This is a genomic window from Thermostichus lividus PCC 6715, from assembly GCF_002754935.1.
Taxonomy (GTDB): domain Bacteria; phylum Cyanobacteriota; class Cyanobacteriia; order Thermosynechococcales; family Thermosynechococcaceae; genus Thermosynechococcus; species Thermosynechococcus lividus.
This window is the reverse complement of sequence record NZ_CP018092.1, coordinates 1,815,595-1,838,198: the sequence shown is the minus strand read 5'-3', so window position 1 is coordinate 1,838,198 and position 22,604 is coordinate 1,815,595. Positions and strand designations below refer to the sequence as shown.

At 55.1% G+C, this 22,604-nt stretch carries 21 protein-coding genes, 1 tRNA gene and 5 pseudogenes; 11 read left to right on the top strand and 16 right to left on the bottom strand.

The window, feature by feature from the left end; genetic code table 11:
- Nucleotides 1-182: 182 nt before the first annotated feature.
- The 6 genes and pseudogenes from rdgB to BRW62_RS09110 form a co-directional block, all read right to left on the bottom strand.
- Nucleotides 183-766 (bottom strand): annotated as a pseudogene (gene rdgB / locus BRW62_RS09130) (RdgB/HAM1 family non-canonical purine NTP pyrophosphatase).
- A gap of 89 nt (nucleotides 767-855) precedes the next feature.
- Nucleotides 856-1,269 carry a retropepsin-like aspartic protease family protein gene (locus BRW62_RS14030; RefSeq protein WP_227517342.1) on the bottom strand — a complete coding sequence of 138 codons (414 nt, stop codon included), beginning with the start codon at nucleotides 1,267-1,269 and terminating at the stop codon, nucleotides 856-858.
- Nucleotides 1,266-1,427: a hypothetical protein gene (locus BRW62_RS14025; protein ID WP_227517341.1), complete on the bottom strand. Its 162-nt coding sequence runs from the start codon at nucleotides 1,425-1,427 to the stop codon at nucleotides 1,266-1,268. The genes BRW62_RS14030 and BRW62_RS14025 overlap by 4 nt, the downstream gene beginning before the upstream one ends.
- A gap of 322 nt (nucleotides 1,428-1,749) precedes the next feature.
- On the bottom strand, nucleotides 1,750-3,216 hold the full coding sequence (locus BRW62_RS09120) for a TldD/PmbA family protein (RefSeq protein WP_099799165.1): 1,467 nt from the start codon (nucleotides 3,214-3,216) through the stop codon (nucleotides 1,750-1,752).
- Between the two features lie 60 nt (nucleotides 3,217-3,276).
- On the bottom strand, nucleotides 3,277-3,582 hold the full coding sequence (gene rplY / locus BRW62_RS09115; RefSeq protein ID WP_099799164.1) for a 50S ribosomal protein L25: 306 nt from the start codon (nucleotides 3,580-3,582) through the stop codon (nucleotides 3,277-3,279).
- Nucleotides 3,583-3,603: 21 nt separating this feature from the next.
- Nucleotides 3,604-4,946: pseudogene (locus tag BRW62_RS09110) on the bottom strand (adenylosuccinate synthase).
- Nucleotides 4,947-5,087: 141 nt separating this feature from the next.
- Between BRW62_RS09110 and BRW62_RS09105 the strand changes: the two are divergent.
- Nucleotides 5,088-5,159, top strand: a tRNA-Thr gene (locus tag BRW62_RS09105).
- A gap of 94 nt (nucleotides 5,160-5,253) precedes the next feature.
- On the opposite strand, the gene BRW62_RS09100 is transcribed toward BRW62_RS09105, so the two are convergent.
- The 4 genes and pseudogenes from BRW62_RS09100 to BRW62_RS15290 form a co-directional block, all read right to left on the bottom strand.
- Nucleotides 5,254-5,730 (bottom strand): Dps family protein, encoded by a 477-nt coding sequence (locus BRW62_RS09100; protein ID WP_099799908.1) that lies wholly within the window; start codon nucleotides 5,728-5,730, stop codon nucleotides 5,254-5,256.
- Nucleotides 5,731-5,845: 115 nt separating this feature from the next.
- Nucleotides 5,846-5,995 carry a pirin family protein gene (locus tag BRW62_RS15300; protein WP_376787943.1) on the bottom strand — a complete coding sequence of 50 codons (150 nt, stop codon included), beginning with the start codon at nucleotides 5,993-5,995 and terminating at the stop codon, nucleotides 5,846-5,848.
- Nucleotides 5,984-6,097: pseudogene (locus BRW62_RS15295) on the bottom strand (pirin family protein); the annotation flags it as partial. The pseudogene BRW62_RS15295 and the gene BRW62_RS15300, both read right to left, overlap by 12 nt.
- 553 nt (nucleotides 6,098-6,650) lie before the next feature.
- The gene (locus BRW62_RS15290; RefSeq protein WP_099799162.1) at nucleotides 6,651-6,923 is read right to left on the bottom strand and encodes a helix-turn-helix domain-containing protein; all 273 of its coding nucleotides are present in this window, start codon (nucleotides 6,921-6,923) and stop codon (nucleotides 6,651-6,653) included.
- 5 nt (nucleotides 6,924-6,928) lie between these two features.
- On the opposite strand from BRW62_RS15290, the pseudogene BRW62_RS15285 reads away from it, so the two are divergent.
- From BRW62_RS15285 to BRW62_RS09070, 4 genes and pseudogenes are all read left to right on the top strand, one after another.
- Nucleotides 6,929-7,063: pseudogene (locus tag BRW62_RS15285) on the top strand (transposase); the annotation flags it as partial.
- 77 nt (nucleotides 7,064-7,140) lie between these two features.
- Entirely contained in the window at nucleotides 7,141-7,425 is a 285-nt protein-coding gene (locus tag BRW62_RS09080) for a hemagglutinin (protein WP_198405981.1), read from the top strand.
- Nucleotides 7,426-7,728: 303 nt separating this feature from the next.
- Nucleotides 7,729-8,700 (top strand): HD domain-containing protein, encoded by a 972-nt coding sequence (locus BRW62_RS09075; RefSeq protein ID WP_099799160.1) that lies wholly within the window; start codon nucleotides 7,729-7,731, stop codon nucleotides 8,698-8,700.
- 5 nt (nucleotides 8,701-8,705) lie between these two features.
- Nucleotides 8,706-9,896: an ABC transporter ATP-binding protein gene (locus BRW62_RS09070; protein ID WP_099799159.1), complete on the top strand. Its 1,191-nt coding sequence runs from the start codon at nucleotides 8,706-8,708 to the stop codon at nucleotides 9,894-9,896.
- Nucleotides 9,897-10,367: 471 nt separating this feature from the next.
- Here the strand turns inward: BRW62_RS09070 and BRW62_RS15280 are convergent, their stop codons facing one another.
- Together BRW62_RS15280 and BRW62_RS09060 are read right to left on the bottom strand one after the other, a co-directional pair.
- Nucleotides 10,368-10,772, bottom strand: a complete 405-nt coding sequence (locus BRW62_RS15280; RefSeq protein ID WP_099799158.1) for a (2Fe-2S) ferredoxin domain-containing protein — start codon at nucleotides 10,770-10,772, stop codon at nucleotides 10,368-10,370.
- A gap of 14 nt (nucleotides 10,773-10,786) precedes the next feature.
- Complete coding sequence (locus tag BRW62_RS09060) at nucleotides 10,787-11,578, bottom strand: proteasome-type protease (protein WP_099799157.1); 792 nt, start codon at nucleotides 11,576-11,578, stop codon at nucleotides 10,787-10,789.
- Between the two features lie 564 nt (nucleotides 11,579-12,142).
- On the opposite strand from BRW62_RS09060, the gene BRW62_RS14020 reads away from it, so the two are divergent.
- From BRW62_RS14020 to hisA, 6 genes are all read left to right on the top strand, one after another.
- Nucleotides 12,143-12,715, top strand: a complete 573-nt coding sequence (locus BRW62_RS14020; RefSeq protein WP_227517340.1) for a cation:proton antiporter domain-containing protein — start codon at nucleotides 12,143-12,145, stop codon at nucleotides 12,713-12,715.
- Nucleotides 12,712-13,755 carry a universal stress protein gene (locus BRW62_RS14015; protein WP_227517339.1) on the top strand — a complete coding sequence of 348 codons (1,044 nt, stop codon included), beginning with the start codon at nucleotides 12,712-12,714 and terminating at the stop codon, nucleotides 13,753-13,755. The genes BRW62_RS14020 and BRW62_RS14015 overlap by 4 nt, the downstream gene beginning before the upstream one ends.
- A complete protein-coding gene (gene crcB / locus BRW62_RS09050) occupies nucleotides 13,752-14,183 on the top strand; it encodes a fluoride efflux transporter CrcB (protein WP_198405980.1) in 432 nt (143 codons plus the stop codon). Before BRW62_RS14015 ends, crcB begins: the two co-directional genes overlap by 4 nt.
- Entirely contained in the window at nucleotides 14,170-14,556 is a 387-nt protein-coding gene (locus tag BRW62_RS09045; RefSeq protein WP_099799156.1) for a fluoride efflux transporter FluC, read from the top strand. Before crcB ends, BRW62_RS09045 begins: the two co-directional genes overlap by 14 nt.
- 123 nt (nucleotides 14,557-14,679) lie before the next feature.
- Nucleotides 14,680-15,051, top strand: a complete 372-nt coding sequence (locus BRW62_RS09040; protein ID WP_099799155.1) for a DUF6464 family protein — start codon at nucleotides 14,680-14,682, stop codon at nucleotides 15,049-15,051.
- 28 nt (nucleotides 15,052-15,079) lie between these two features.
- Nucleotides 15,080-15,853 carry a 1-(5-phosphoribosyl)-5-[(5-phosphoribosylamino)methylideneamino]imidazole-4-carboxamide isomerase gene (gene hisA / locus BRW62_RS09035; RefSeq protein ID WP_099799154.1) on the top strand — a complete coding sequence of 258 codons (774 nt, stop codon included), beginning with the start codon at nucleotides 15,080-15,082 and terminating at the stop codon, nucleotides 15,851-15,853.
- Nucleotides 15,854-15,876: 23 nt separating this feature from the next.
- Here hisA and BRW62_RS09030 read toward each other — a convergent pair.
- The 4 genes and pseudogenes from BRW62_RS09030 to BRW62_RS13440 all read right to left on the bottom strand — a co-directional run bounded on the left by BRW62_RS09030 (nucleotide 15,877) and on the right by BRW62_RS13440 (nucleotide 22,532).
- Nucleotides 15,877-17,585: pseudogene (locus tag BRW62_RS09030) on the bottom strand (hypothetical protein).
- 243 nt (nucleotides 17,586-17,828) lie between these two features.
- Nucleotides 17,829-20,426, bottom strand: a complete 2,598-nt coding sequence (locus BRW62_RS13450; RefSeq protein ID WP_198405979.1) for a translocation/assembly module TamB domain-containing protein — start codon at nucleotides 20,424-20,426, stop codon at nucleotides 17,829-17,831.
- A gap of 238 nt (nucleotides 20,427-20,664) precedes the next feature.
- A complete protein-coding gene (locus BRW62_RS13445) occupies nucleotides 20,665-21,816 on the bottom strand; it encodes a translocation/assembly module TamB domain-containing protein (RefSeq protein WP_198405978.1) in 1,152 nt (383 codons plus the stop codon).
- 89 nt (nucleotides 21,817-21,905) lie between these two features.
- Nucleotides 21,906-22,532 (bottom strand): AsmA family protein, encoded by a 627-nt coding sequence (locus tag BRW62_RS13440; RefSeq protein ID WP_198405977.1) that lies wholly within the window; start codon nucleotides 22,530-22,532, stop codon nucleotides 21,906-21,908.
- Nucleotides 22,533-22,604 lie beyond the last annotated feature (72 nt).

Here is a 22,604-nt window from a genome sequence, read left to right as displayed (position 1 = left end):
TGTCAAGTAGGTTTTTGTATCCTCTCAATGCCTGCTTGTGTCAGTCTGCAAAGACCTTAAGGCAGGCTATATGTCTATTGCTATATGTCTATTAAGAATATCTCCACTAAGATCAAGTACTCAGATCAAGGCAGGGTTTTCTTTACAGTAATGACTTCAACGAAGACGGCACAACCGTAAATTTACGGGGTTTGCTGGAGCTGCTGGGCAAAATAAGTCCGCAACTGCTGCAAGGCTTGGCCGCGATGACTAATTTGGTGCTTTTCGGCGGTGGAGAGTTGGGCAAAGGTGCGCTGTTGACTCGGCACCCAAAAAATAGGATCGTAGCCAAAGCCACCGCTACCTTGGGGGGTGTAAAGGATCTCGCCGTGGCAGCGCCCTTCTGTGGTTACAGCAATCGTGCCATCGGGGCGAGCAAGGGCAATGACGCAGATGAACTCGGCGCGGCGATCGCTAACCCCATCCAGTTCGTTGAGGAGGCGGGCAATCCGTTCGTGATCCGTTGCCCGTAACGAGCAGAGTAGATGCCGGGGGCACCCTGAAGGGCGTGTACCGCTAACCCTGAGTCGTCGGCGATCGCCCATTGTCCTAGGCGCTGAGCGGCGGTAGTCGCCTTGAGGCAGGCATTGCCATGGAATGAGTCGGCGGTTTCAGGAATCTCGATACCGGCAGGCAGAGGTAGCACTGTCTCAATCCATTCCTTAAGAACCGCCTGAAATTCATGAATTTTGCCTTTGTTGTGGCTAGCTAGAACCACTGTATCCAGCACTGGCACCTCCTAACGTCGCTGAAAGTAAATATGGTCTTGCCGTAAACTGACATCATAATTCTGCAGAAAATCTTGCCCTAGTAAGCCTAGGGACATCTCAGCCCAGCGATCGCCACAGGAACACGATTGCGGTGCAGCCCAGCCACACTAATCGATTGAACATAGACAATGGGCAACACCACCGTTCCGTTGGCCGTATGAAATGTCAAGTTATCGATGACTTGGGCAGGGGTGATCCCCAACGCACGCGCCATGGGTCGCGTAATCACTGTCATGCTGGCACCTGAGTCCACCATCATCTCAAAGCGCAACCGCCGGTTAAACGTGACTTGAATCACTGGAATGCCATTCTGTCGCCGCACGATGGGGGCAATGCCACTGGGGCTAGTCATCACGGCTGTGTGTCCCACAGCGGCGGATCGCGGTAGGTGTTGCAGACGCACCAATTCTTGGCGATAGCTCCGCAGGGCACTGGCCTGCTGTGGGTTGGCCTGGATCACTTGATCAAGAATTGCGATCGCGCTGCCCAGTCTTGGTTGGCGATCGCTCGGTAAAAATGCTCTGGTAACGGTAGAGCCTGAGCGCTGGTGGCCAGTAGCAAGCCAAGGACGCTGCCCGATAGTCCTAGCCGATAAATCTGTCGTTGCCAGCAAATCATGGCTGAGTCTCACTCTCATTCTCACTATAGTCGATGCAGAGGAGCACGTCCAAAGAGAGGCGAGCATCGGAAGAACCTCATCATTCTGGTCGAAGGGCAAAAAAAAAAGACCAGTAAGCTACTGGTCATTCAGTCCAATGATTTTTGTCTCAGAAAGAAAGTGAAAACAGCTAAGCACGTGGTGAGGGTTGTCGAGCCTACTGAGGAGCCGCTATCACTTCCTCTCTGATCTCATCATAATGTAATCAGAGTCACAAAAATTCACATATAAAATCTTTAGGTATTTTTACTCAGACTAATAACCCTGAGTAATCAATCTAGCTTAACGCCCCCCCACGGTAATCGCATCCACTTTGATATGGGGTTGCCCAACAGTGACATAGATACTGCCACTCACAGAGCCACAAAATCCCGGTGCTAGGGCTAAATCATTAGCGGACATCGAAATTCGCTGCAGGATCTCTTTGGCCTCACCAATGAGGGTTGCCCCTTTGAGCGGCTGTTTGATGGTACCATTTTCAATCCAGTAGGCTTCATCAACGGCAAAGTTGAACTGGCCGGTGGCACCAACGCTGCCGCCCCCCATTCGTTTACAGTAAATACCGCGATCCACAGAGGCAATTAGATCCGCAACACTGGCCTCCCCTGGAGCAATGTAGGTGTTGCGCATCCGTGAGGCCGCTGCGTAGGCATAGCTTTGACGGCGACCGCTGCCAGTGCGGGGGTGCCCCGTGCGCATGGAACCAGCGCGATCACTCAGGAAATTTTTGAGGATGCCGTTTTCAATGAGGAGGGTGCGCTGGGCGGGCATCCCTTCATCGTCCATGGCGATACTGCCAAACGCTCCTAGGGAGATACCCTCATCCCATGCTGTTAGGTTTTCGTGGGCAATGCGCTGGCCTTTTTGCTGTGCAAATGGGGTGGTGCCCCGCTCAATTTGAGTGGTTTCTAGCAGGTGACCACAGGCTTCATGAAAAATGACCCCCCCAAACTGATTGGCCATGATGACGGGATAGGTGCCGGATTCGACATAGTTAGCGTAGAGCATGTTACCTGCGGCTTCGGCCACGTTCTCGGCCAGGGTGCTGTAGTCCCACTGGCGCAGGAAGTTGGGGTTACCTGTATCGCCGCTGCGATCGCCAATGGACGCGCGGTGATCCCCATCGGCACAGAGCACCGAGGCAACGGCTGACTGCGTGAGGCGAATATCACGGGCAAAGGTACCATCACTGGCGGCTACCATCACTTCCTGCCAATCCCGGAAATAGCTTAAGCGGCGAGATTGCAGATGGGTCGTGGTCTGCCGTAGGCGATCGCTACCGGCCAGCAGCACCTCGGCCACTTCGGCCATCGGACTACAGCCACTGCGCCACCCTTCTTTTTCCCCTTGGCCGTAGTCCCGCAATAACTCGAGGTGAATTTCTGGCACGTAGGCATGGGCACTGGGGAGCAGCAGCCCCATTAACCCCAAGGCTTTTTCGAGGGCGACCCGTAACCCCTGAAAGCTCAGATCATTGGTGCTTACGTAACAGTCACTGGTGCCGCGAAACACGCGAATACCGGCTCCTAAACTCACTCGGGGAGACACACTGGTAAGGCGATCATCTTCAACCAATACCCCTAAATAATGGTTCCGCTCCAGAAAAAATTCGACAAGATCGGCTCCTGCTGCCCGTCCAAGACCGAGGAGGGTCGAAAGGAGGGGCTCCCACGAGGCATCGAAGCGATCGCCGTCCGGGGTATAGTTGAGTTGGGCAAGTTCCGCAGAACGAAGAAGGGTGGCTGGCATTGTTAACAATTGCTTAACATACCCTCCACTATAGCAAATTCCGCAAAGTCTCTTGGAGCGCTAGTTTGCTGCCTTCGCAAAAAATGACAGATGGTAGAGGGTATCGCGAGCTGGATGCGCTTGAACCTCTTGCAACACAACCGTGCCTTGCCATTGCAGATCGGGAATAGAAAGGGCGATCGCAGTTTTTTGAACTCGGGCATCCCGCACCAGAAATTCCGCGGCGCGAGTATCCACCACCAAGGACACTGACTCACTCCCATTGTGGCCGTAGAGCACTGCCGGGGTTTTACCCGATCGCCGCAGAGCATTAGGCTTGCTATGTTCAGGCCGCAGATGGCATTCAATTGCTAAGGAACGGGGCATACGTACACTCCGGAGGGTTATTTACGAGAGAACAGAGTTGACTTGGGTGCCATCATCTTTGAGGAGCGCCCGCTTCGGACCGTGAATCGGATCCTCAACAATGATGGTTTGGCTGCGCTCTGCCCCCAACGAGACAATAGCGATGGGCACAGACATAATCTCAGCCAAAAACTTAAGATAGTTCAGTGCCGCCTTGGGTAAATCCTCCAAGGACCGGCAGTGACTCGTGGACTGCTGCCACCCGGGCAACGTCTCATAAATCGGTTGGCAGCGGGCAAACTTTGCGGCATTACTGGGAAAGTGTTCGCAGCGCTCGCCATCAATATCGTAGGCCACACACACTTTAATTTCTGGCAGCTCGTCTAATACATCGAGTTTGGTAATGGCCAAGCAGTCGAGGCCGTTAATTCGAACCGCATAGCGGCCAATGACCGCATCAAACCATCCACAACGCCGCGGCCGCCCAGTGGTGGTGCCAAATTCTGCACCGCGCTTGCCCAAGCATTCTCCCACCTCATCCACTAGCTCGGTTGGAAACGGCCCTTCCCCCACACGAGTTGTATAGGCCTTTGCCACCCCAATCACCCGATCCACCATGGTGGGGCCAATGCCTGCGCCGACACAGGCACCCCCAGCAACGGGGTTGGAGGAGGTGACGTAGGGATACGTTCCATGATCCAAGTCAAGCAGCGTCCCTTGGGCACCTTCAAACAGGATGTTGCGCTTACGGCGAATGGCATCATCGATGTACAAAGAGCCATCGATAATGTGGGACCGCAACCGCTGACCGTAATCGAGATACTCCTCAATGATGGGCTGCGGCTCTAGTGGCTCAAGGCCGTAGAGCTTTTCAAGGATGAGGTTCTTTTGGGCGATCGCCCACTCTAACTTGGTAGCTAACTGGTCGGCATCCAGCAGATCGAGCATTCGCAAGCCAGTACGTTCCGACTTGTCGGCATAGGTGGGGCCAATGCCACGCCCTGTGGTGCCAATGCGCCGGGAGCCGCGCCGCTCCTCGGCGGCAATATCCAGTTGGCGATGGTAGGGCATCGTAACGTGTGCTGTTTCCGCAATGAGCAAATTTGCTGTGGCTACGCCTAGGCGTTCGAGTTGCTCAATCTCTTCGAGCAAGACCTTCGGATCCACAACCGTTCCAGCACCAATAATGCACTGGGTATCGGGGTAGAGAATTCCCGAGGGAATGAGGTGTAGTTTCAGGGTCTGCTCATTGACAACAATGGTATGACCTGCGTTTACCCCCCCTGATAGCGCACCACCACATCGGCAGACTTACTCAGGAGATCGGTAATTTTACCCTTACCTTCGTCGCCCCACTGGGCACCAACAACGACAACGTTTGCCAAGTGATTTTCTTAACTCGTTAATTAACACAATCATCCATTGTATCCCTTGGGGCAAGATGAAACAAGGGAGCGATCGCCAGATTTTTGGACTGATCTGGTTGACACGGGGCGATCGTGTTAGGATGATCTATGCTTTTGCAAGCCGATGTAGCTCAGTGGTAGAGCACTCGATTCGTAATCGAGCGGTCGTGAGTTCGAATCTCATCATCGGCTTATTATTTGGCGCCCCAAAACTCTTGAGACCCAGCCGCCACGAGTTAACTGGCACCCGCAGGAGGCCTGAGGGCAGCTCCTGCCGATGCATATCCTAGCTCACTAAACCGTCACCCTTGGCGAGTAGCTCCTTGAGAAACCAACGGTGTTTTTGGTGGGTTTGCACCAAGCGGGTATAGAGATCCGCAGTGCCAATATCCCCGGCTTCTGTGGCCACATCCGCATCTTGGTGCATTTCGGTGATGATCAACTCATGGTTGGCGATCGCCTCTTCAATCATGGCCTTGACCGTTAATTGGCCACTAGAAGGGGTCACAGTTGCCGTCCCCAAGTAGTCTGCTGGGTCGGCCACGGGTTGACCGTCTAGGATCAAGCTGCGCTCTGCCAGTTCATCGATGCTGGCAAATACGGCTGCGCCTTGCTCCTCAAACAGCAGGTGCAACTCACGGAACAGTGGGCCATAGGTAAGCCAGTGATACTTTTTGTAGTTTAAGTACAGGACGAGGGCATTGGCTTGTTGGCGTTTGAGGGTCATTAAGACCTGCTCTTTCAACGTCGTTGTAGTGGTCATTTCAGCCTCCATTATGGTGGGTTGTAATATTCTTGAAACATACTCAGTATGAGTACAGGTTGGCAGTGTGAGTAGTCTTGAACTCAGGGGTGGCGTTGCTCTATCTTGCCCCATTCTACAGTGACCCCTCAGGGCTTGCAGGCACGTCAAACAGGAGAAGCTCCGCGCTGCTGATCCCTTCAGCCAAGAGTTGGGGTTCTTGGTCAATGGCGAGGCCATCACCGGTATTGAGGGTCAGGCCATGGACCTGCACACTAAAGCCCATGTGGTCGGGGTCATAGTAGTGCCCAAAGGAAAAGCTGTGGTAACTTTCTAGCCAATCAAACTGAGTCGTGCCCCGGGTTGCTGCAGGTCGAACGTTGAGCATGGTCATCTCCTAAAGGATTACTGACGGTCTAGATTGACCCCTCAACCAATGAACTCCGGTTTGGTGGATCGGAGTCAGCATGACTTTCTAGACTTTCTATATAAATCATACTCATAACGACTACACTTTTCAAGCATAGTCACTGGTAACATCGGGTAGGGCTGGAAGCCCCGTACTTCAGTGCGGGGAGGAAAGCTCCTTTAGCAACTTCAGTTGTTTTAGGTTATAATTATACTGCGGACACCAGAAACGGTTGTTCAAGGCACTGGTAACGGTCGATTGGGGGTGTTGTAAACCACCCCAGAGGCTCGCGGTTGGCTTGCTAACTGCAGGGCTACTAAAAGCTCCCTGCTTTAGCTGGGAGTAGTTTACACCCTGTTCAGGGACTCAGAACAGCCCTAGGAGGGTTAGCTAATCTACGGAGAAGCCCCGCCCTCTGTCCGCAGGACGTCGGGATGAGAGGCTCTAGTTTTCAATTCTGATACCCCGCTGCTTGGGGCGGGGTAGTTCATTGCTGGGGAGGCTACTGAAGCTAAGCTTAAGACACTTGCCCTTATAGGTGGTGTAGACGTGCAGCGCTCGGATACAGATTATCTACGGCGCTTTGGAGTGACTGTGAATTGGGGTATTTCAGCCACGCAAATTGTCGCTTCAAGTCGGGCAGCATCACCTTGTACTGATTCTTCTTGAACTGGCGCGTTTCCTTGAACAGCGCCAACATCCGGTTGTAGACAAACCGCACACAGCCAAAGTGGTGAGCAAAGCATTGCTCCTGTTCCTGATTCGGGTAGATGCGAAATTTGTAGGCTTTGTTAGAACAGTTCACGGCATCTTAGGATGGAGTTTCCCTGGCTGAAGCAGCTCTACCAAAAAGATCCGCTTTGGGCTAGGTCGTTTTATTGGGGAACCTGTGGCAATGTGTCGGCTCAAACCGTTAAGCGCTATATCGAGGAGTGCCAGGGTTGATCAACTCTGCCGCTTTGCAGCGGCGCGGGAACCATTCTATATCCCCGACCTGAAGCAAGGGGGTTTATCTGGTTCCCGTGCCCTCCATTTTCTATAAGAAGCTAGATGTGCATATTGCCAGAACCGATGAGCAATTCAAGACGGTTAGGGCTGAAATCAACGGGGTCAGGACTGAACTGAAGGCCGACATCAAGGTGTTAGATGACAAGGTGGAGGCGTTACGCTCGGAACTGCGGGAGGATATTACTGAGCTACGCAGTCAGCAGAAAACTACTGATGCAAGGTTATGGGCCTTCATTGTGGGGTTGGTGACGCTAGTGGGTGGTAGCGTGATTAAGGTCTTGTGGTTTGACCGTGCTTAAAAAAATATCCGAACTGGGTGTGAATGGAAGCATCGGCCATAGGGAATTCATCAAGCTTTTTAGGGGATTTGGAGCTTGTCGCTTAGCTGTCTTAGGCTGGCGGTTTGACGGTAAAATAAACTTACTCCCTTTTTACAACAGCGAGTTACTTGAGCAAAAAAGATCAGCGATTGATTGCGTGATAGGCGTAACAACCTAGTTCCATATTGGAGTAAACCCCTGAGGCATCCTCTTCTGGGCGAAGCGAGGAAGAGTGTAATTAACCAGCTATATTCTTCGGAGCGTTTGGGTAACCTATTGCATATGACTCCCCCGGCTGCCGTACGGTTGCTCCCCAGCGACCAAGAGCTATTTAATGCCCTCCTTGGTTATGGTGCTCTCACAACCAAGGCTGAGAAGCAGGATGCGCTGCTTGCCCTGCTAAGCCGCGATCGCGCCCAAGTGATTGTCAAGAGTATTGCCCAAGCGGCCTTTCCCCAAACGGCGTTTAACGTTGCCCTATGGATGCTCAGCCATGATATTGTCACGATAGATTGGCTCTACGACATTACCTACCGCATTTCTACCCAGGGCAGTCAAGAAACGATTGATCTGCGTTTGCTCTATAGTAGCCTGAAGCAATTAACTGTGCTTGATGAAGCAGTCGTACTGGGTCAGACCGAGGCTGCCCTGAGGGCGATTCGGCTGGATGATCTGGATTTGGACGGCTTTATCACTGCCCTTGAGCCGGCGATCGCCCTGAGTTTGCTCTCGTGGTTTGTCACCTTCAAAAAAGTAACAACGGTGGACTTGGAATACATCAGCCAGATTGTCCAAAAGGTGAAACCAGCGGCCACCACCGCCACTGCTGAAACAACGGAAGTGCATTCACAACCATTAAGGCCAGAACCGCAGATCATTGAATACACCCTAGAGGATCAGCTCCTTGATCTCAATTTAGAGCTTGGGGGCACAGAAACAGAAATTCTGCCGCGGGCGCTCGATCGCTTCTTGTTTAAGCGCACTCGCGATCGCCAAACCGGTGAGGAGCAGGTTGTTTACCGGCCAAAGACCACTGTGGTGCGGCTGGCCTGCGCGGGGGAGGAGCGCCGCGATGTGCCAGTGCCGGTTCGCAGTGCCAAGACGTGGTCGCCGGGGGTCTATGTCATTTACCGGGAGGAGGACTCTGTGCAACTCATGCGCTTGCCAGAAAATGACGTCTATGAGATTCTACCCTTTGGTCCTGACCCCTACCTACGGGCGGAAACGATTGCCCGCATGGTCAAAGAAGGATAGCGATCGTGAGTGGTGTACGGCTTGAACAACTAACAAAAATGTATCGCGATCCGCAGCGGGGCGGTGAGGTCACCGTTCTTGACAGCATTGATCTCACGATCGCCGCGGGGGAGTTCTTAGTATTGGTGGGGCCGTCTGGCTGCGGCAAAAGTACGTTACTGCGCTTAATTGCTGGCTTAGATCAGCCGACGCAGGGAACCATTTGGGTGGGCGATCGCATCGTCAATGGCCTACCTCCCAAAGCCCGCGACATTGCCATGGTCTTTCAAAGTTATGCCCTCTACCCCCACCTGACGGTCTATGACAATTTAGCGTTTGGCCTGCGTCGCAGCCCCCAAATCAATGTCGGCAGTCTCCTGCCTGCCCCGCTTGAGGCCACCCTCACCCGCTGGACCCGCCCACTGCCCAAGGGATTGCAATGTTCCTTTGCCCGGGAGCGTGCGATCCATCAGCGGGTCGTCACCATTGCCCAGATGTTGCAAATTGACCATTTGTTGTGGCGCTACCCCAAACAACTTTCCGGCGGGCAGAAACAGCGGGTGGCGCTGGGGCGAGCCATGGCCCGCAATCCGCAGGTTTTTTTAATGGATGAGCCCCTCTCCAATTTGGATGCGAAGCTGCGCACCGAAACCCGTGGCCAAATTGTTCAACTCCAGCAGCAGCTAGGGGTCACCACTCTCTATGTCACCCATGATCAAACCGAGGCCATGACCATGGGCGATCGCATCGTCGTGCTCAATCAAGGCAAAATTCAGCAAATTGCTGCTCCCCTTGAACTGTATCAACACCCCGCCAACCGCTTTGTTGCTGAGTTTATTGGCTCTCCTCCCATGAACTTTTTACCGGTGACCGTAACGGCGACTGGCATCCAAGCCAACGGATGGCAGTATCCCCTCACACAACAACAGCAGGCTCTCTTCGGTGCCTGCCGCGAAAGGCAAGTGTGGCTCGGCATCCGCCCTGAACATTTACGCTTAGGAACCGCTACTGAATCAGCCATTGCAGTTGAGGTTGCTTTCGTCGAATCCCTCGGCCACGAAACAGGGCTGACGGTTCACCTCGAGCACAGTGCAACCCCATGGCGGGTGCGGCTCAGTGGCCACCATGCCATTGGCCGGGGCGATCGCCTGTACCTGCACCCCGACCCAGCGCACCTGCATTTCTTTGATGATCACAGCGGTCAGCGACTCATGTAACTATGCACCCTGCGAGCAAACTCCAGTCCCGTCTTGCCAGCCTTGGCATTACCTGCAAAAGTCATCTGCGCCGCTATGGCTTTACCCGTGCCCAAAGCCATGCCATCTGGGTTGGGGATCTGCAACGGCTGCGCCTTGAGACCCTTGAGCACCTTGCCCGAATCTTGTCACTGTCTCCTTTAGCCTTTTGGCAGTGGCTCTACGATGCCCCGGCGATCGAGGCTGACCTCCAGTACCGTGCCCTGCACACCCTAGAGCCGTTTTTGCGCTTTTGGCCCACGGCAGCCCATGCGGCCACCCAAAACCCGGCTGCCCCTGCCCAGCGCATCTTGCCCCTTGTCAAACCCATCTTTCAGCTACTAGACCAGTGGGGTGTGACGCCTATTGGCGAGGTGGGAGCCATTGTCCCCTTTGACCCCCAGCAGCACCAGAGTGATTCAGGTCAGCTGCAAGAAGGCACCCCCGTTCGCATCACCCATCAGGGCTATTGGTGGGGCGATCGCCTCCTGTTTCGCGCTCAGGTGATGCCAGCAGATACTCTTGGACGATTTGCCCCCCCAGCACATGCTCCTGAATCACCCGCTCAATCACCTCAGGGGTTGCGGAGTGGTACCACACCCCATCGGGATAGACCACCAGAATCGGCCCCTGCCGACACACCCGTAAACAATTCGCCTTAGTGCGGAAAATACACCCCTGCGGCTGGGGGTGATCTAGTTCCAAGTCTTTTAGGCGTTGCTTTAGATAGTCCCACGCCGCTAGCCCCACCTCCTTAGAGCAGCAAAGCGGCTTTGTTTGATCCGCACACAGGAAAAGATGCCGCCGAATATGCCCCAGCCCCAATGCCGCAATTTGTTGTGCCAACCCTGTATCCATGGGTACGCGCTCTCCTAATCCGTCGCGATCGCATCCGGGACAGGTAACACCAGCGACGACGAGGGAGACGAATGAGAGCGATTCCACTCGATGTCTGGCATCTCTTCAAAGGCACGCCGCAAAGACGCCTCCCAAAACTTGCGCACCTTCACCAAAAAGGGATCCCCCAACACAAATTCCGCGCGGTGGCCAATTTCAAAGCTATTGGTACGGTACATAATCAAATCGAGGGGCGGCCCCACGGAAATATTCGATTTCATGGTTGAGTCTAAGGACAGCAAGGCATACTTTGCCGCAGCATCCACTGGTGTGTCAAACCGCAGTGTCCGGTCTAGAATTGGTTTGCCATACTTGGTTTCGCCAATTTGGAGGAATGGGGTTTCTGGAGTGGCTTGCAGGAAATTGCCTTGGCTGTAAATGAGGTATAAAAACGGCTCTTCACCGCGAATTTGCCCCCCTACCAAAAATGTACACTGGTGGTCAATGTTGTCCTTGCTTAACCATGGCCGATGGGTATCGCTTACCTCCCGCAGCTTGCTGCCCACATAGCGCACCACCTCGTACATATTGGGTAGGGTATTCAGGCTATGCTCTAACTGCCCCTTCAGATCGCGGCGGATCAGCGTCAATACTTCTTGAGTAATCGAGAGATTGCCCGCTGTACAAATGACAATCACCCGCTCACCGGGCACCGAAAAGTCAAAGAGTTTTTGATAGGTGGAAATATAATCCACTCCCGCATTGGTGCGAGAGTCTGCCGCCATCACTAACCCCGATGTGGTGAGAATTCCCAAGCAGTACGTCATCTAAAGGGCGCTCCGCAAATGAGCCAGCACTTTTGACTTCTCCCCTCCTTGAAAGAGAGGGGATTCCCAAAGGATGCTACGCAACGGGCTGAAGCCGCGTTGCTTCGCTTTTCCCTTGAGCTGTCACCCACAACTTAATGCGGGTGGGGGCAGTCAAAGACCCCCTACTCACCTCAAGCATTTCCGCTATTGGGACTACGTTTATGTTTCGGTTCGTGGTTTCGCGCTTTTCAACACTAGCCAATTCGATACGCTCAACATCCTGCCATTGCTTGCAGTGGTTTAGGCTTGCCGCTAAAGCGGTAGTGACTTACTTGCCGGGATTTCTCCGTACTAGGATGTCTCTTCGCGTAGTTGATACGCCTACTTTCCACGTCTTTAGTTTAACACACAGAGAGGGCTAAAGCCCCCTGAGTTGGCTGTATCCCCTCGCTAAAGCGGAGGGGTTTTAGCCCGCCCACACCGTCTATAAGGGATTGACGGTGAATGCTAGCGGCTCTTGGATTCGTCACCGTTCTGCTATCCAGTATGGTAGGAATTGCTGCTAAGACTAAGCTTACTACCATGTCAACTCCCCTCGAAACCCTTGCCCTGATCTTGGTGTTGGGCTTTTTTAGTGGTCAATTGGTACGGCGGCTAGGCGCACCGGCTCTGATTGGCATGATTTTGGTTGGCATTCTCCTAGGCCCCGCGGTGATGAACCTATTGCACCCGGATGTGTTGACAGCAGCACCGGTGTTCCGCGCTGTTGCGGTGATGGTGATTTTGATGAAGGCGGGGTTAGGTCTCGACCGTCAGAAGTTGGCACAGCAGGGAACGGTGGCACTGCGCCTAGGAATTTTACCGGCATTGTGTGAAATGGCGGTGGTGGCTCTTGTGGCGATGGTGCTACTGGGTTTCGATCTGCGGCAGGGGCTATTGTTGGGGGCGATCGTGGCACCGGAGTCTCCCGCAGTCATTGTGCCGGGGATGCTGCGGCTCAAGAGTTTGGGTTGGGGGGTAGATAAGGGAATTAGTGATGCCATCCTCTCTGGCAGTGCCCTGTCGGATGTGCTGGTGTTGCTGCTGTTTAGCTTACTTATGGGAACGGAACAGGGGGGGCTTCCGTTCGATGGGTTGCCCCCGCAGTCGCGGTGACGGTGCAAGCACTGCTGGAAATTGGCGGCGGGTTGATTGTGGGCTATGGGTTGGCACGGGCACTGGTGCTCTTGCTGGTGCGGCAACATTGGGCGCAGAACCGCGTGCAAACGACTCTAGTGACCGCAGGGGTGGCCTTGGCAGCGGTGGGCTTGGCTCCTCGACTTCCCCTATTTTCGGGCTATTTGGCGGTGATGAGTGCAGGCTTTTTCCTTATCGACATGGATGCTCCCTTAGCACGGCAGTTGCGGGGGGGCTTTGATGTACTGTGGCAGGTGGCAGAAATTTTTCTGTTTGTGCTCCTGGGCGCTAGTGTTCAGTTGGGGGTTTTGGAGCAGTCCCTAGGGATAGGGCTACTGATTTTGCTGGTGGGAACGTTGATTGGCCGGGGTCTGGGCTGGTATCTCTCCACCTTGGGCAGTAATTGGACTCCTGCCGAACGATTATTTTTACTTCCTGGTAATTCCGCCAAGGCAACGGTGCAAGCGGCGATTGGTGCGCTTCCCTTGAGTGCCGGTATCGCCGGGGGCGAGACAATGCTGGCGATCGCCGTTCTCTCGATCCTTGTGACTGCGCCTTTGGGGGCGTGGGCGATTCCCACCTTTGCCCCCAAACTACTGCAAAAGGGGGAGGTGGATCCGACGAAAGTGCTGCTGCAGCCGCGTATTGTCCTGCTGGCACCGGTGGATACTTCCAGCGTTACAGCGACAGTGCTGCAAAAGACGGCGGAATTAGCGCGGCGCGCCGATGCGGAAGTGATTGTCCTCCATGTGCAGGATGTCCCTGACCCCAAGGCGGTTGCCACCATTGAAGCCTACGCCAACCAGTTCCTTGCGGATATTCGCCACCGGCTGATTGTCACTGCAGGGCCGGTGACCGAAGCCATCCTAGCTACAGCCCAACTGTACAATGTGGCAGAGATTATTCTCGGTAAGCATGGCCAAGGCGCGTTCAAGCGGGTATTGATGGGGTCGGTGTGCCAGAGTATTCTTGAGGCATCCACCCGTCCGGTACTGATTGTGGAGGAGGCGAGATCGTGATCACGATTCATCCCGTGCTGCGCCCAGCCTTGGCGGTGGCCTTGGGCGCAATTCCAGGGGCGTTAAGCCGGTTTCTTGTGGAAGCGTATCTAGAGCCTCTTTTCCCGTCTGGGTTACCGGTGCCCACCCTCATCGTCAATGTGACTGGCTGTTTTCTCATGGGGGCGATCGCCCCGCTGGGGTTTGCCCGTACCTTTACCCTGCACCCAGATCTGCGGCTGCTGTTGACCACCGGTTTTTTAGGGTCTTACACCACCTTCTCCTCCTACGAGCTAGACCAGACCCAGCTAGTGGCGGCACGGAACTTCAGCGGTGAGATGCTCTACTGGCTGGGCAGTACGGGGTTGGGGTTAGGGGCACTGCAGTTGGGCACTGGGCTAACCCTGTGGTGCTTAGATCGCTGGGAGAATCCCAATGCCACCCCTTGAGAGTGTCATTGCCATTAGCATCGGTGCTGTGCCGGGTGCCTTAGGCCGTTACTACATTGCTCTGTGGAGCGATCGCCGCTTTAGTACCCCAATTTTTGGCACCCTCACCGTGAATCTCGGCGGTGCATTTTTGATGGGAGTCTTGAGCTATAGTTTGACACACCTTGGCATGGCGCGATGGTTTAGCCAAGGGGTGACCGTTGGTTTTCTCGGTGCCCTGACAACGTTTTCTACCTTTACCCTTGAGTCGGCTATCCTCTGGCGAGAGCGCAGAACACTACAGGCATGGCTCTATTGGTTGGGCAGTCCGCTGCTGGGGTTGGGCTGCGTGGAATTGGGGCTTGCCCTTGCCCAGTGGTTAGTGCCCTCCTAGGAAACAGCCGCGCAACACTGGTACAACAGATCGATGCAGCATTGATATAAAGAAAAGAGCAAGGTTAGCATAGGGGGAGTGTAGTCTAGAACACCCCACCGAGGGGATCCACGCCGTTGTGTCATGGCCTCGCCGACCGATTTACCCGCAGAATTGCATTTAATTGACCCCGAGCGATCGCTGGGGCAGGTGCAGCTAGACTGGGTGCCACAGCCCGGCTGTCGTGTGGATCACGACGGCGAAACCTACACCGTTCTCGAACGCCGTCACCGCTACCAGTTTCGCGGCGGGCGGTACCACCTGCACAAAGTTGCCCTCTACGTACAGCTCTGTAACAATGACGCAGGCGATCGCCACCTTGTGGCGGGGCAGTGGGTGATTGGGGATGTCTCCTGCCGTTGGAATGCCCAGTCTCCCCTGCTGCGATGTGCAGTCAACCCCAAGGGGCCTTGTGAGACCTGCCAAGAGTATCACCCCCGCGACTGCTACGATTGATAGGCATTGATTTCAGCAATAGTGACCTATGGATGTCATTCCCGCCATTGATCTGCTGGGAGGGCAGTGCGTTCGCCTCTTTCAGGGAGACTACAACCAAGTAGAGGTCTTTGAGACCGATCCAGTGCGCATGGCACAGCACTGGCAAGCCTTGGGTGCCCCTCGCCTGCACGTCGTGGATCTCGATGGTGCAAAAACCGGTGAACCCACCAACTACCCAATCATTACCGCCATCGTGGCAGCTCTAGAGATTCCGGTGCAAGTGGGGGGTGGGGTGCGATCGCGGCAAGCTGTTACAGACTTGCTCTCCCTTGGTGTGGATCGCGTCATTTTGGGCACCATTGCCCTTGAAGACCCCCATCTGGTGGCTGAGGTTGCCGCTGAATTTCCAGAGCGCATTTGGGTAGGCCTAGATGCTCGTCAAGGCTACGTAGCCACTCGCGGCTGGCTAGACACCTCCACCATTCTGGCAACAGATTTAGCGCAACAGATGGCTGCTGTGGGGGTGGCCGGCTTTATCTACACCGATATTCAGCGAGATGGCACCCTCCAAGGCCCAAACATCGATGCCCTGCGCCAGTTATTGGCCGCCAGCGATCGCCCGGTGATTGCCTCCGGTGGCGTTAGCTCCCTCACCGATATTTTGAGTTTGCTGGCGCTAGAACCGCAAGGCTTGACGGGAGCGATCGTCGGCAAAGCCCTCTATACAGGAGCCGTTGACCTCAAAGAGGCTCTCCGTGCCGTGGGTCAAGGTCGCTGGCAAGACGTACCACCCCATTTAGGAACCTCCACATGGGCTTAATGGTGCAGTCGCCTGAGCATTTCTTATGGGGTGCGAGTTAAGGCTGCCAGCCCCTTAGAGGCAACAGACAGGTATCCTTGCTCCAGTACGGCATTGGCCTCCATAACATTGGGTGCCATCAGGATCCGTGCAATCAGCCCCGTCCAACCGGTTTGGTGACTTGCCCCCAACCCCGCACCATTATCGCCGTGGAAGTACTCATAAAAAAGAATTAAATCCCGCCAGTGGGGATTCTGTTGGAAGGTTTCAGTTGCCCCGTAAAGTGGACGGCGGCCAGACTCATCCCGCAGGAAAATATTGGCCAGCCGCTGCGAAATTTCTGTCGCAACATCCCACAAATTCAACCACCGCCCCGACCCTGTTGGGCACTCAATCGTAAAATCATTGCCATAATAGCCGTACATTTTCCGCAATGACTGCACCAGTAGGGCATTCACCGGCATCCAAATGGGGCCGCGCCAGTTGGAATTCCCGCCAAATAAGCCAGTGGAGGATTCCCCCGGCTCGTAGGTCACGCGGTAGGCTTCCCGTCCGAGTTGAAAGGTGTAGGGATGGTCGTAATGATAGCGCGACAGCGCCCGAATGCCATAGTCGCTCAGACATTCCGGGAGATGACTCGCTCCTCAACATCGGGGGGCAGCACCTTATCCTCTAGCCACTGTTTCACGGGATAGTAGTAGTACTGCTTAGTCCACAGCATGCCAGCGCAGGCTTGGCGAATAATGTTGCGCTGATCCGCCGTGCACTCGTCAGGAATGAGGTGATGGTAAAAGGCGTCTGCCTCGGCAATGGCAGTTTGCAGTTGGTCGTTAAAGGCTTGGCCAAAAGCACCACTGGTGGAGCTACCGTCTTGAAATAGCCGTAGTTGAATGGTCTCGACCCCTTGGGCAGGAATGGTGAGTGTGTAGTGGGCGGCAACTTTGGTGCCTACCTTACCCGGGTTCACAGCGCTCTTTTCTCCGTGGATAACGTAGCGGTGAATACCATCTTTGACGTAGGGGGAGGGGTTTGGCTGGTTAAAGAGGCGCTCGACGTTGGTTTCGTTCTCAGTAAATAGGAAGGGGACGGGGCGATCGCTCACGAATGCATACTCGCCAAGCGCCTCATGGCGTGCTCGCACCTTAGTGGCATCCATCTGTTTTAGTTCCGGTTTGCGGGGGGTGTAATCGGGGTGCCAACTCCACGTGTTACGGAACCAGAGGGTGGGTAAGACGTTGAGCTCAGCCGCGTGATCGCCGCGGTTGTGAATACTCACTTGAATTAAAAGATCGTTAGGTGCAGCCTTGGCATATTCAATAAACACATCAAAGTAGCGATCGCCCTCAAAAATCCCCGTATCCAGAAGCTCATACTCTAGGTCTATGCGGGTGCGGTGGCGATTAGTGATAACGAGGTCTTCGTAGGGATAAGCCTGCTGGGGGTATTTGTAGAGGTACTTCATATAGGAATGGGTAGGGGTGCTGTCGAGGTAGAAGTAGTACTCCTTGACATCTTCACCCCGGTTCCCCTCGTTATTCGTGAGGCCAAATAGCCGCTCTTTGAGGATGGGGTCTTGGCCATTCCAGAGCGCTAAGGCAAAGCACAATCGCTGTTGCTCATCACAAATCCCCCCAAGGCCATCTTCGCCCCAGCGGTATGCCCGCGATCGCGCCTGATCGTGGGAAAAATACTCCCAAGCATTGCCATCCCACGAGTAATCTTCTCGTACCGTTCCCCACTGCCGCTCACTCAGATAGGGACCCCAAAACTTCCATGGGTTGGCCTGCCCTCGCCCCTGCTGGAGCCGCTCTAACTCTGCTAAAAAAGAAATAGGTGTTACCATTATCGGCTCTCTTTGCGTCTTGAAATGAAGAAATTTAAGACATTCTTGACACTCTTGCCGTTTTGCCTGCAAACAGCAACATGACGATACTGCAAGGCTAACAAAGGTTTCTAGAGCCAACCTAGGGAAAAAATCTTAAGGTTTGCCTGCCGTCTAAAAGCGGCGGCGAAACTCAAGAAAACCTGTCCCCTCGCCATTGGTGCTAATTTGCGATCCTAAGCGGATGTGCTCGTTCACCTGAAAGCCTAGGTTAAATCGTGTGGGGTCTGATGGGGCTGTTAACAATTGCAGCAGCGACACAGAGGTAAAGTTATTGATCTGAAAGCCCACTTCTGCACCAACGGCCAAGGCAGGGGTAGAGGATTGCGCCTTGCGATCCGGTGGCACCACCGCCGGAAAAATCCGAAAGGAGGTACGGTTGCCGGTGGCGCGGTCGATGGCAGCTTGGAGGTTATTAAACAGGGCGGAGCCAGCAATATTGGCCACAAGAGCTTCGCCACTGACTTGATTTTGATCGCTACTTGCCCCTCCCCCCATCAAGGTCAGCAACTCCGCATTACTGCGGGGAGGGCTACTAGACAGTTCGAGCACTGCCGGTAGGTTGGTTTGGAATTGGCTGGCACGACCATTGATACGAGCGGTAATGCGCACGGTGTTGAGGGTGCCAATACTCGTGGCGGTTGCGGTGCCAAAGTCGCCTAGCCGGGTGGTGCCGGGGGTAAAAACTTCGGTGGCGGTTGCGGCAAGGGTAAGGTTTAGGTCAGGGTCAAGACCGTTAGCAGGGGTAAAGCGAACATAATTATCCCGGCGTCGTTGCAATAAAAAGAGGGTAGTAAATAGGTTAAGCTGACCGCTGGTGAGGCGGATTTCCCCAGCGGGCTGAAGCGTGTCAAGGGCACCATTGAGGGTCAGGCTCCCCGTGGCGTTGAGATTGAGAAAGGGCGCACGGGTGACCTGTAGGGTATCGACCAGTTGAATTTGTAAGTTCTCAAAGACGGGTTGCTCAAAGAGGGGCGTGCGAACAGTAGGAGCACCATTGCCATTGCCGAAGCCAGCGATCGCTCCTAGGTCGAGGCGACCACGGCTGAGCTGGACGCTACCGCCAATATCCGGACTCAACAGGGTATCGGTAATCACTAAGGTGCCGTTGACGGTGCCCTGATAAATCTCCCTAGCATTCACTTGGAGTTGGTTGAGACTAATGGTTAAGGGGGTTTCAGCATCGACATCATCGGCAGCAAGGGGCTGCTGAATCGGTAATACCCCGGCCATCGTAATTTGACCTTGGCTAAAGACTCCTTGGATACCATCAACCCGTAGGCGATCGCGATCAAAGCGTACCCGCGCACTGACGTTGGTCAAGGGAGCCGTAAAGGTGGGCGTTTTCAGCACTGCGTCATCGACACTCAGCACGCCATTGATCAGAGGCTGCTGCCAGGTGCCCCGCAACTGAGCTTGCAAGGTGCCTTTCCCCTGCTGCCACTGCACCTGATCCGTAAAGGCGTTAATTAATGAGAGTCCTTCATCTTTGATGGCCACATCAAGGGCAAGTCGCTGGTCTGGGAGGGGATCGGGGTCGAGGGGGTACGGCAGGGGCACAGAGCCAGTAATGGTGAGGGGTTCAGGGGTATCAAAACGGGCGACTGCTTGCAGTGCCAAACGATTCTGGCCATAGCGGAAGGTGGCATTGGCCGCTTCAAGGGGACGCTGATTGAGGCGGGCATCGCCAAGGGAGGCTTCCCCCACAAAAATGGGTCGCTGCCACGTGCCTGTGATCACCGCATGGCCATTGACGGTTCCCTCAAGGTCAATGCCTGGAGGGAGGAGGCTGGCAAAGGTACTGATGGGAAACTGTTGCAGAGTGAGTTGAGCCTTTTGAGTGCTGCCACCGATGGTGCCGTTCAATTGCAGTTGGCCGCCATTGGCCACCACCTCCATGGTGGAGAGGACTAACTGCTGTTGGGCAAAACGCCCGCGACTAAGGATGCGATCAATGGCATAGTTCCCCCACTGCCAGTCTTGACCGCTGAGATCAAAGTTCGCCACTAGACCTGACTGGGGAGTTTGGCTGAGGCTGATCTGGCCGCTGAAGTCCCCCTGCAGCTTAGACAGGGGGGGGATGAGGTGCGGGCGACGCACAAGGGCAGCTTGGGCTTGCAGCATTTCAATTTCTGCTAAGCGACGAATTTGGGTGAGCAGCAGTGCATCTGGCCCTGCCCCAGCAGAGGGGGTTCCCAAGTCGGCGGCGCTGCCATAGGTCTTGGTGTTACCTAGCCCCAAAACGGTGGCCAAGCCTGTGAGGTCTTCCAAATTCCCCTGAGCAATCCTAAGCTGAGCGGCTAAGCGTTGGGGTTGCAGATCGGCACTAAACTGGTATTGACTCTCGCCTTTTTGGAACTCTCCTTGCCCGAGGCTGAGGCGATTGGGGGCAAGGGCAAACTGAAGATCGAGGCGATCGCCCCGCCATGCCCCTAGCCCCGGGCGCTCAATGCTGAGGCTGCCTTGGCCACTGCTCCACCCTTGTAGGCGCAGTTGCCCTGATGCAGTACCAGCAATGATGGCGGTTTCCGGCAGTTGCGGTGGCACGATGCGCAGACGCTCAAGGGGAAACTGCTGCAGGCGAATGGCCAACGCCTCCTCTTGACGCTGGCCAACAAGCCGCGCTTGCTGCTGCTGAATCTCGAAGGACTGGGGTTGCCACGCACTGTCAAGGTGTAGCTCAAGGCGATCGCCCCCTCCCTGCAAGCGCAACGATCCCCCTGCTGTTGACTCAAGGCCACGGTACCGCGCAGAAGTGGTGCAAAGCGCAGGTCGTTTACGGCCAACTGCCGAGTTTGCAGCGTTCCCTGAAACTGAAGAGAGCCTAACGTGCCGCTGAGGTGTCCTTGCAGGCTACTGGTGCCGGCGATCGCGACGGGGATAGGCACAGCCGGCGTAAACAGCCCACTTAAAGCCCCTAGGGAAAGGTTGTCTGCCTGTACCCCTAGGTTCACCTGCCCGAGGGCAAGGGCATCCACATCCACCGCAATCGTCCCTTGGGCACGCACTCCCCCAAGGTAGCCTCTTGGAGGCGTAGCTGTTGGCCATCCCACCCTAAGCGCGCCAGCAGGGGATCACCGGTGGGGGTTGGGCTGACCCTCAGGTTAGCTTGAGCTGTTATGGCACCAAGGTTTAGCTCATCAATGCGCCCTTGGGCGATCGCCTCTCCGTTTAATTGCCCATGGACTTGGTCGCTAAACTGGCGCAGAGCCACGTTGTGCGCCGTTGCCTCCAGTTGCCATCGCCCGGCTACCGCTTGGGCGCGACCTTGCAGAACGCCGGGGCGCAATTGCACCTGAAAATTCGGCACCAAGAGTTGAGTTTGGTTGATCTGAGCCACGCCCCTGAGGGGATACTGAGCCGTCGGCAATTCAAACGCTGCCTTGGCCAACCAGGTTTCAGGGGCAGCCACATCACCGCCAAAATCTATTTGGGCAAAGCCACGCCCCAAGGGCATCGGGGATGCTACGTCATAGGCAGCGGCGATCGCATCTAGGGCAACGTGACGAACCTGGGCACGCCCTTGGAACGCCCCATTCGGCTGCAACCTCAGGTCAGCATTCAGCGTGCCACCGCTTTGCAGCTCAGCTACAGCATTCGTAAGCTGTAGGCCCTCTAGGGAGGCAACAAAGGGAAGAGTGACCGATTGCAGACGGAGTTGATCTACTCTTAGGGGGGTTTGGCTGCGGATTTCCCCTTGCACGTTGGGATTATCGAGAGCACCGCGAATTTCCAAGCGGGGAATGTGAACTCGACCGCCTAAGGGCACAGGAGGCTCTAGGTTGAAGGCGCTCAAGGTCGGTGCTAAATCCAGCGTGCCGACTTCCGCATCAATCTGCCAGCCGGTCTGTAGTCCCACTGTCCCTTTGGCGTGCCATTTCACATTGGCTACTTCTCCCCGGAGGTAGTGCAGCCGGACGCGATCGCCCTGTAATTGCAGATGGGCATTCACGTTCTTGAGGCTTTGGGGCACGTCTGTGCTGCGCAGATCTGCCCCCCGCAACCACACTTGGCCAGTAATGTCTGGGGTATCCGTGAGGGGGAATGCCACGCTGATCTGGCCGTCAAGTTGTCCCCGCTCGACCACAAGGGTTTCCGGCAAAATGTCAAAGTCATTAATGAGGGCAACGGCAATGGCTTTACCTTGGATGTGTAAGGTGCCTGTTGCAGTTGGTTGATCCCAGTCGCCCTCTAGCCGCCACTGCCCCCCGTGGCCAAATTTCCCTCCAGTTGACCGCGTAGAGCCAAGTTTTTAGTGTCAGGGTTGAGGGTGACAGCGCCGTGGATGTTCTCAAGACGGTAGGCTGGCTTGCCAAAGGGCTGAACCACCACAGAGCCGTTGCGTAATCGCAGGGATAGCTCACCAAGGTCAAAGGGGGTCTCCTGATCCTGCGGCAGCATCAATTCGGTACGCCACCACTGCCCACTACGATCTTGAACGACGGTAATTTGCGGCTGTTGTAAGGTAATGCCAATGGTTAACTTTTGACCCGTGAGAATTTGCCACAGGTTAAAGGAGACCTCAATCCCCTCAAGGGTGGCGCTGTCGGGTTCAATTTGTCCTGCCGCCGTGTAGCTGGGAATCTCTGAGGCTCCAAAGCGGATAAAATTTAGCCCAACCTGCTCAACCTCGCCAATTTGTACCGGGCGATTCAGGCGTTTTTGCAGTTGTTGACTCATTTGGGGAGCCAGCTCGTAGTTCACAAACCACCACGCTCGCACGCCGCCAGCGATCGCCGCTGCACCCACGAGGACAACAGCCGTGCCCCACAGGCGCTGCCGACGACCCCAGCGAGATGCTTGCGATTGCTGTGTCATGATTGATGAATCCCTCACACCATGCCAATCCACCTACCGGCTTCATCCTAATACGGAAGATTGGCGGTTGTC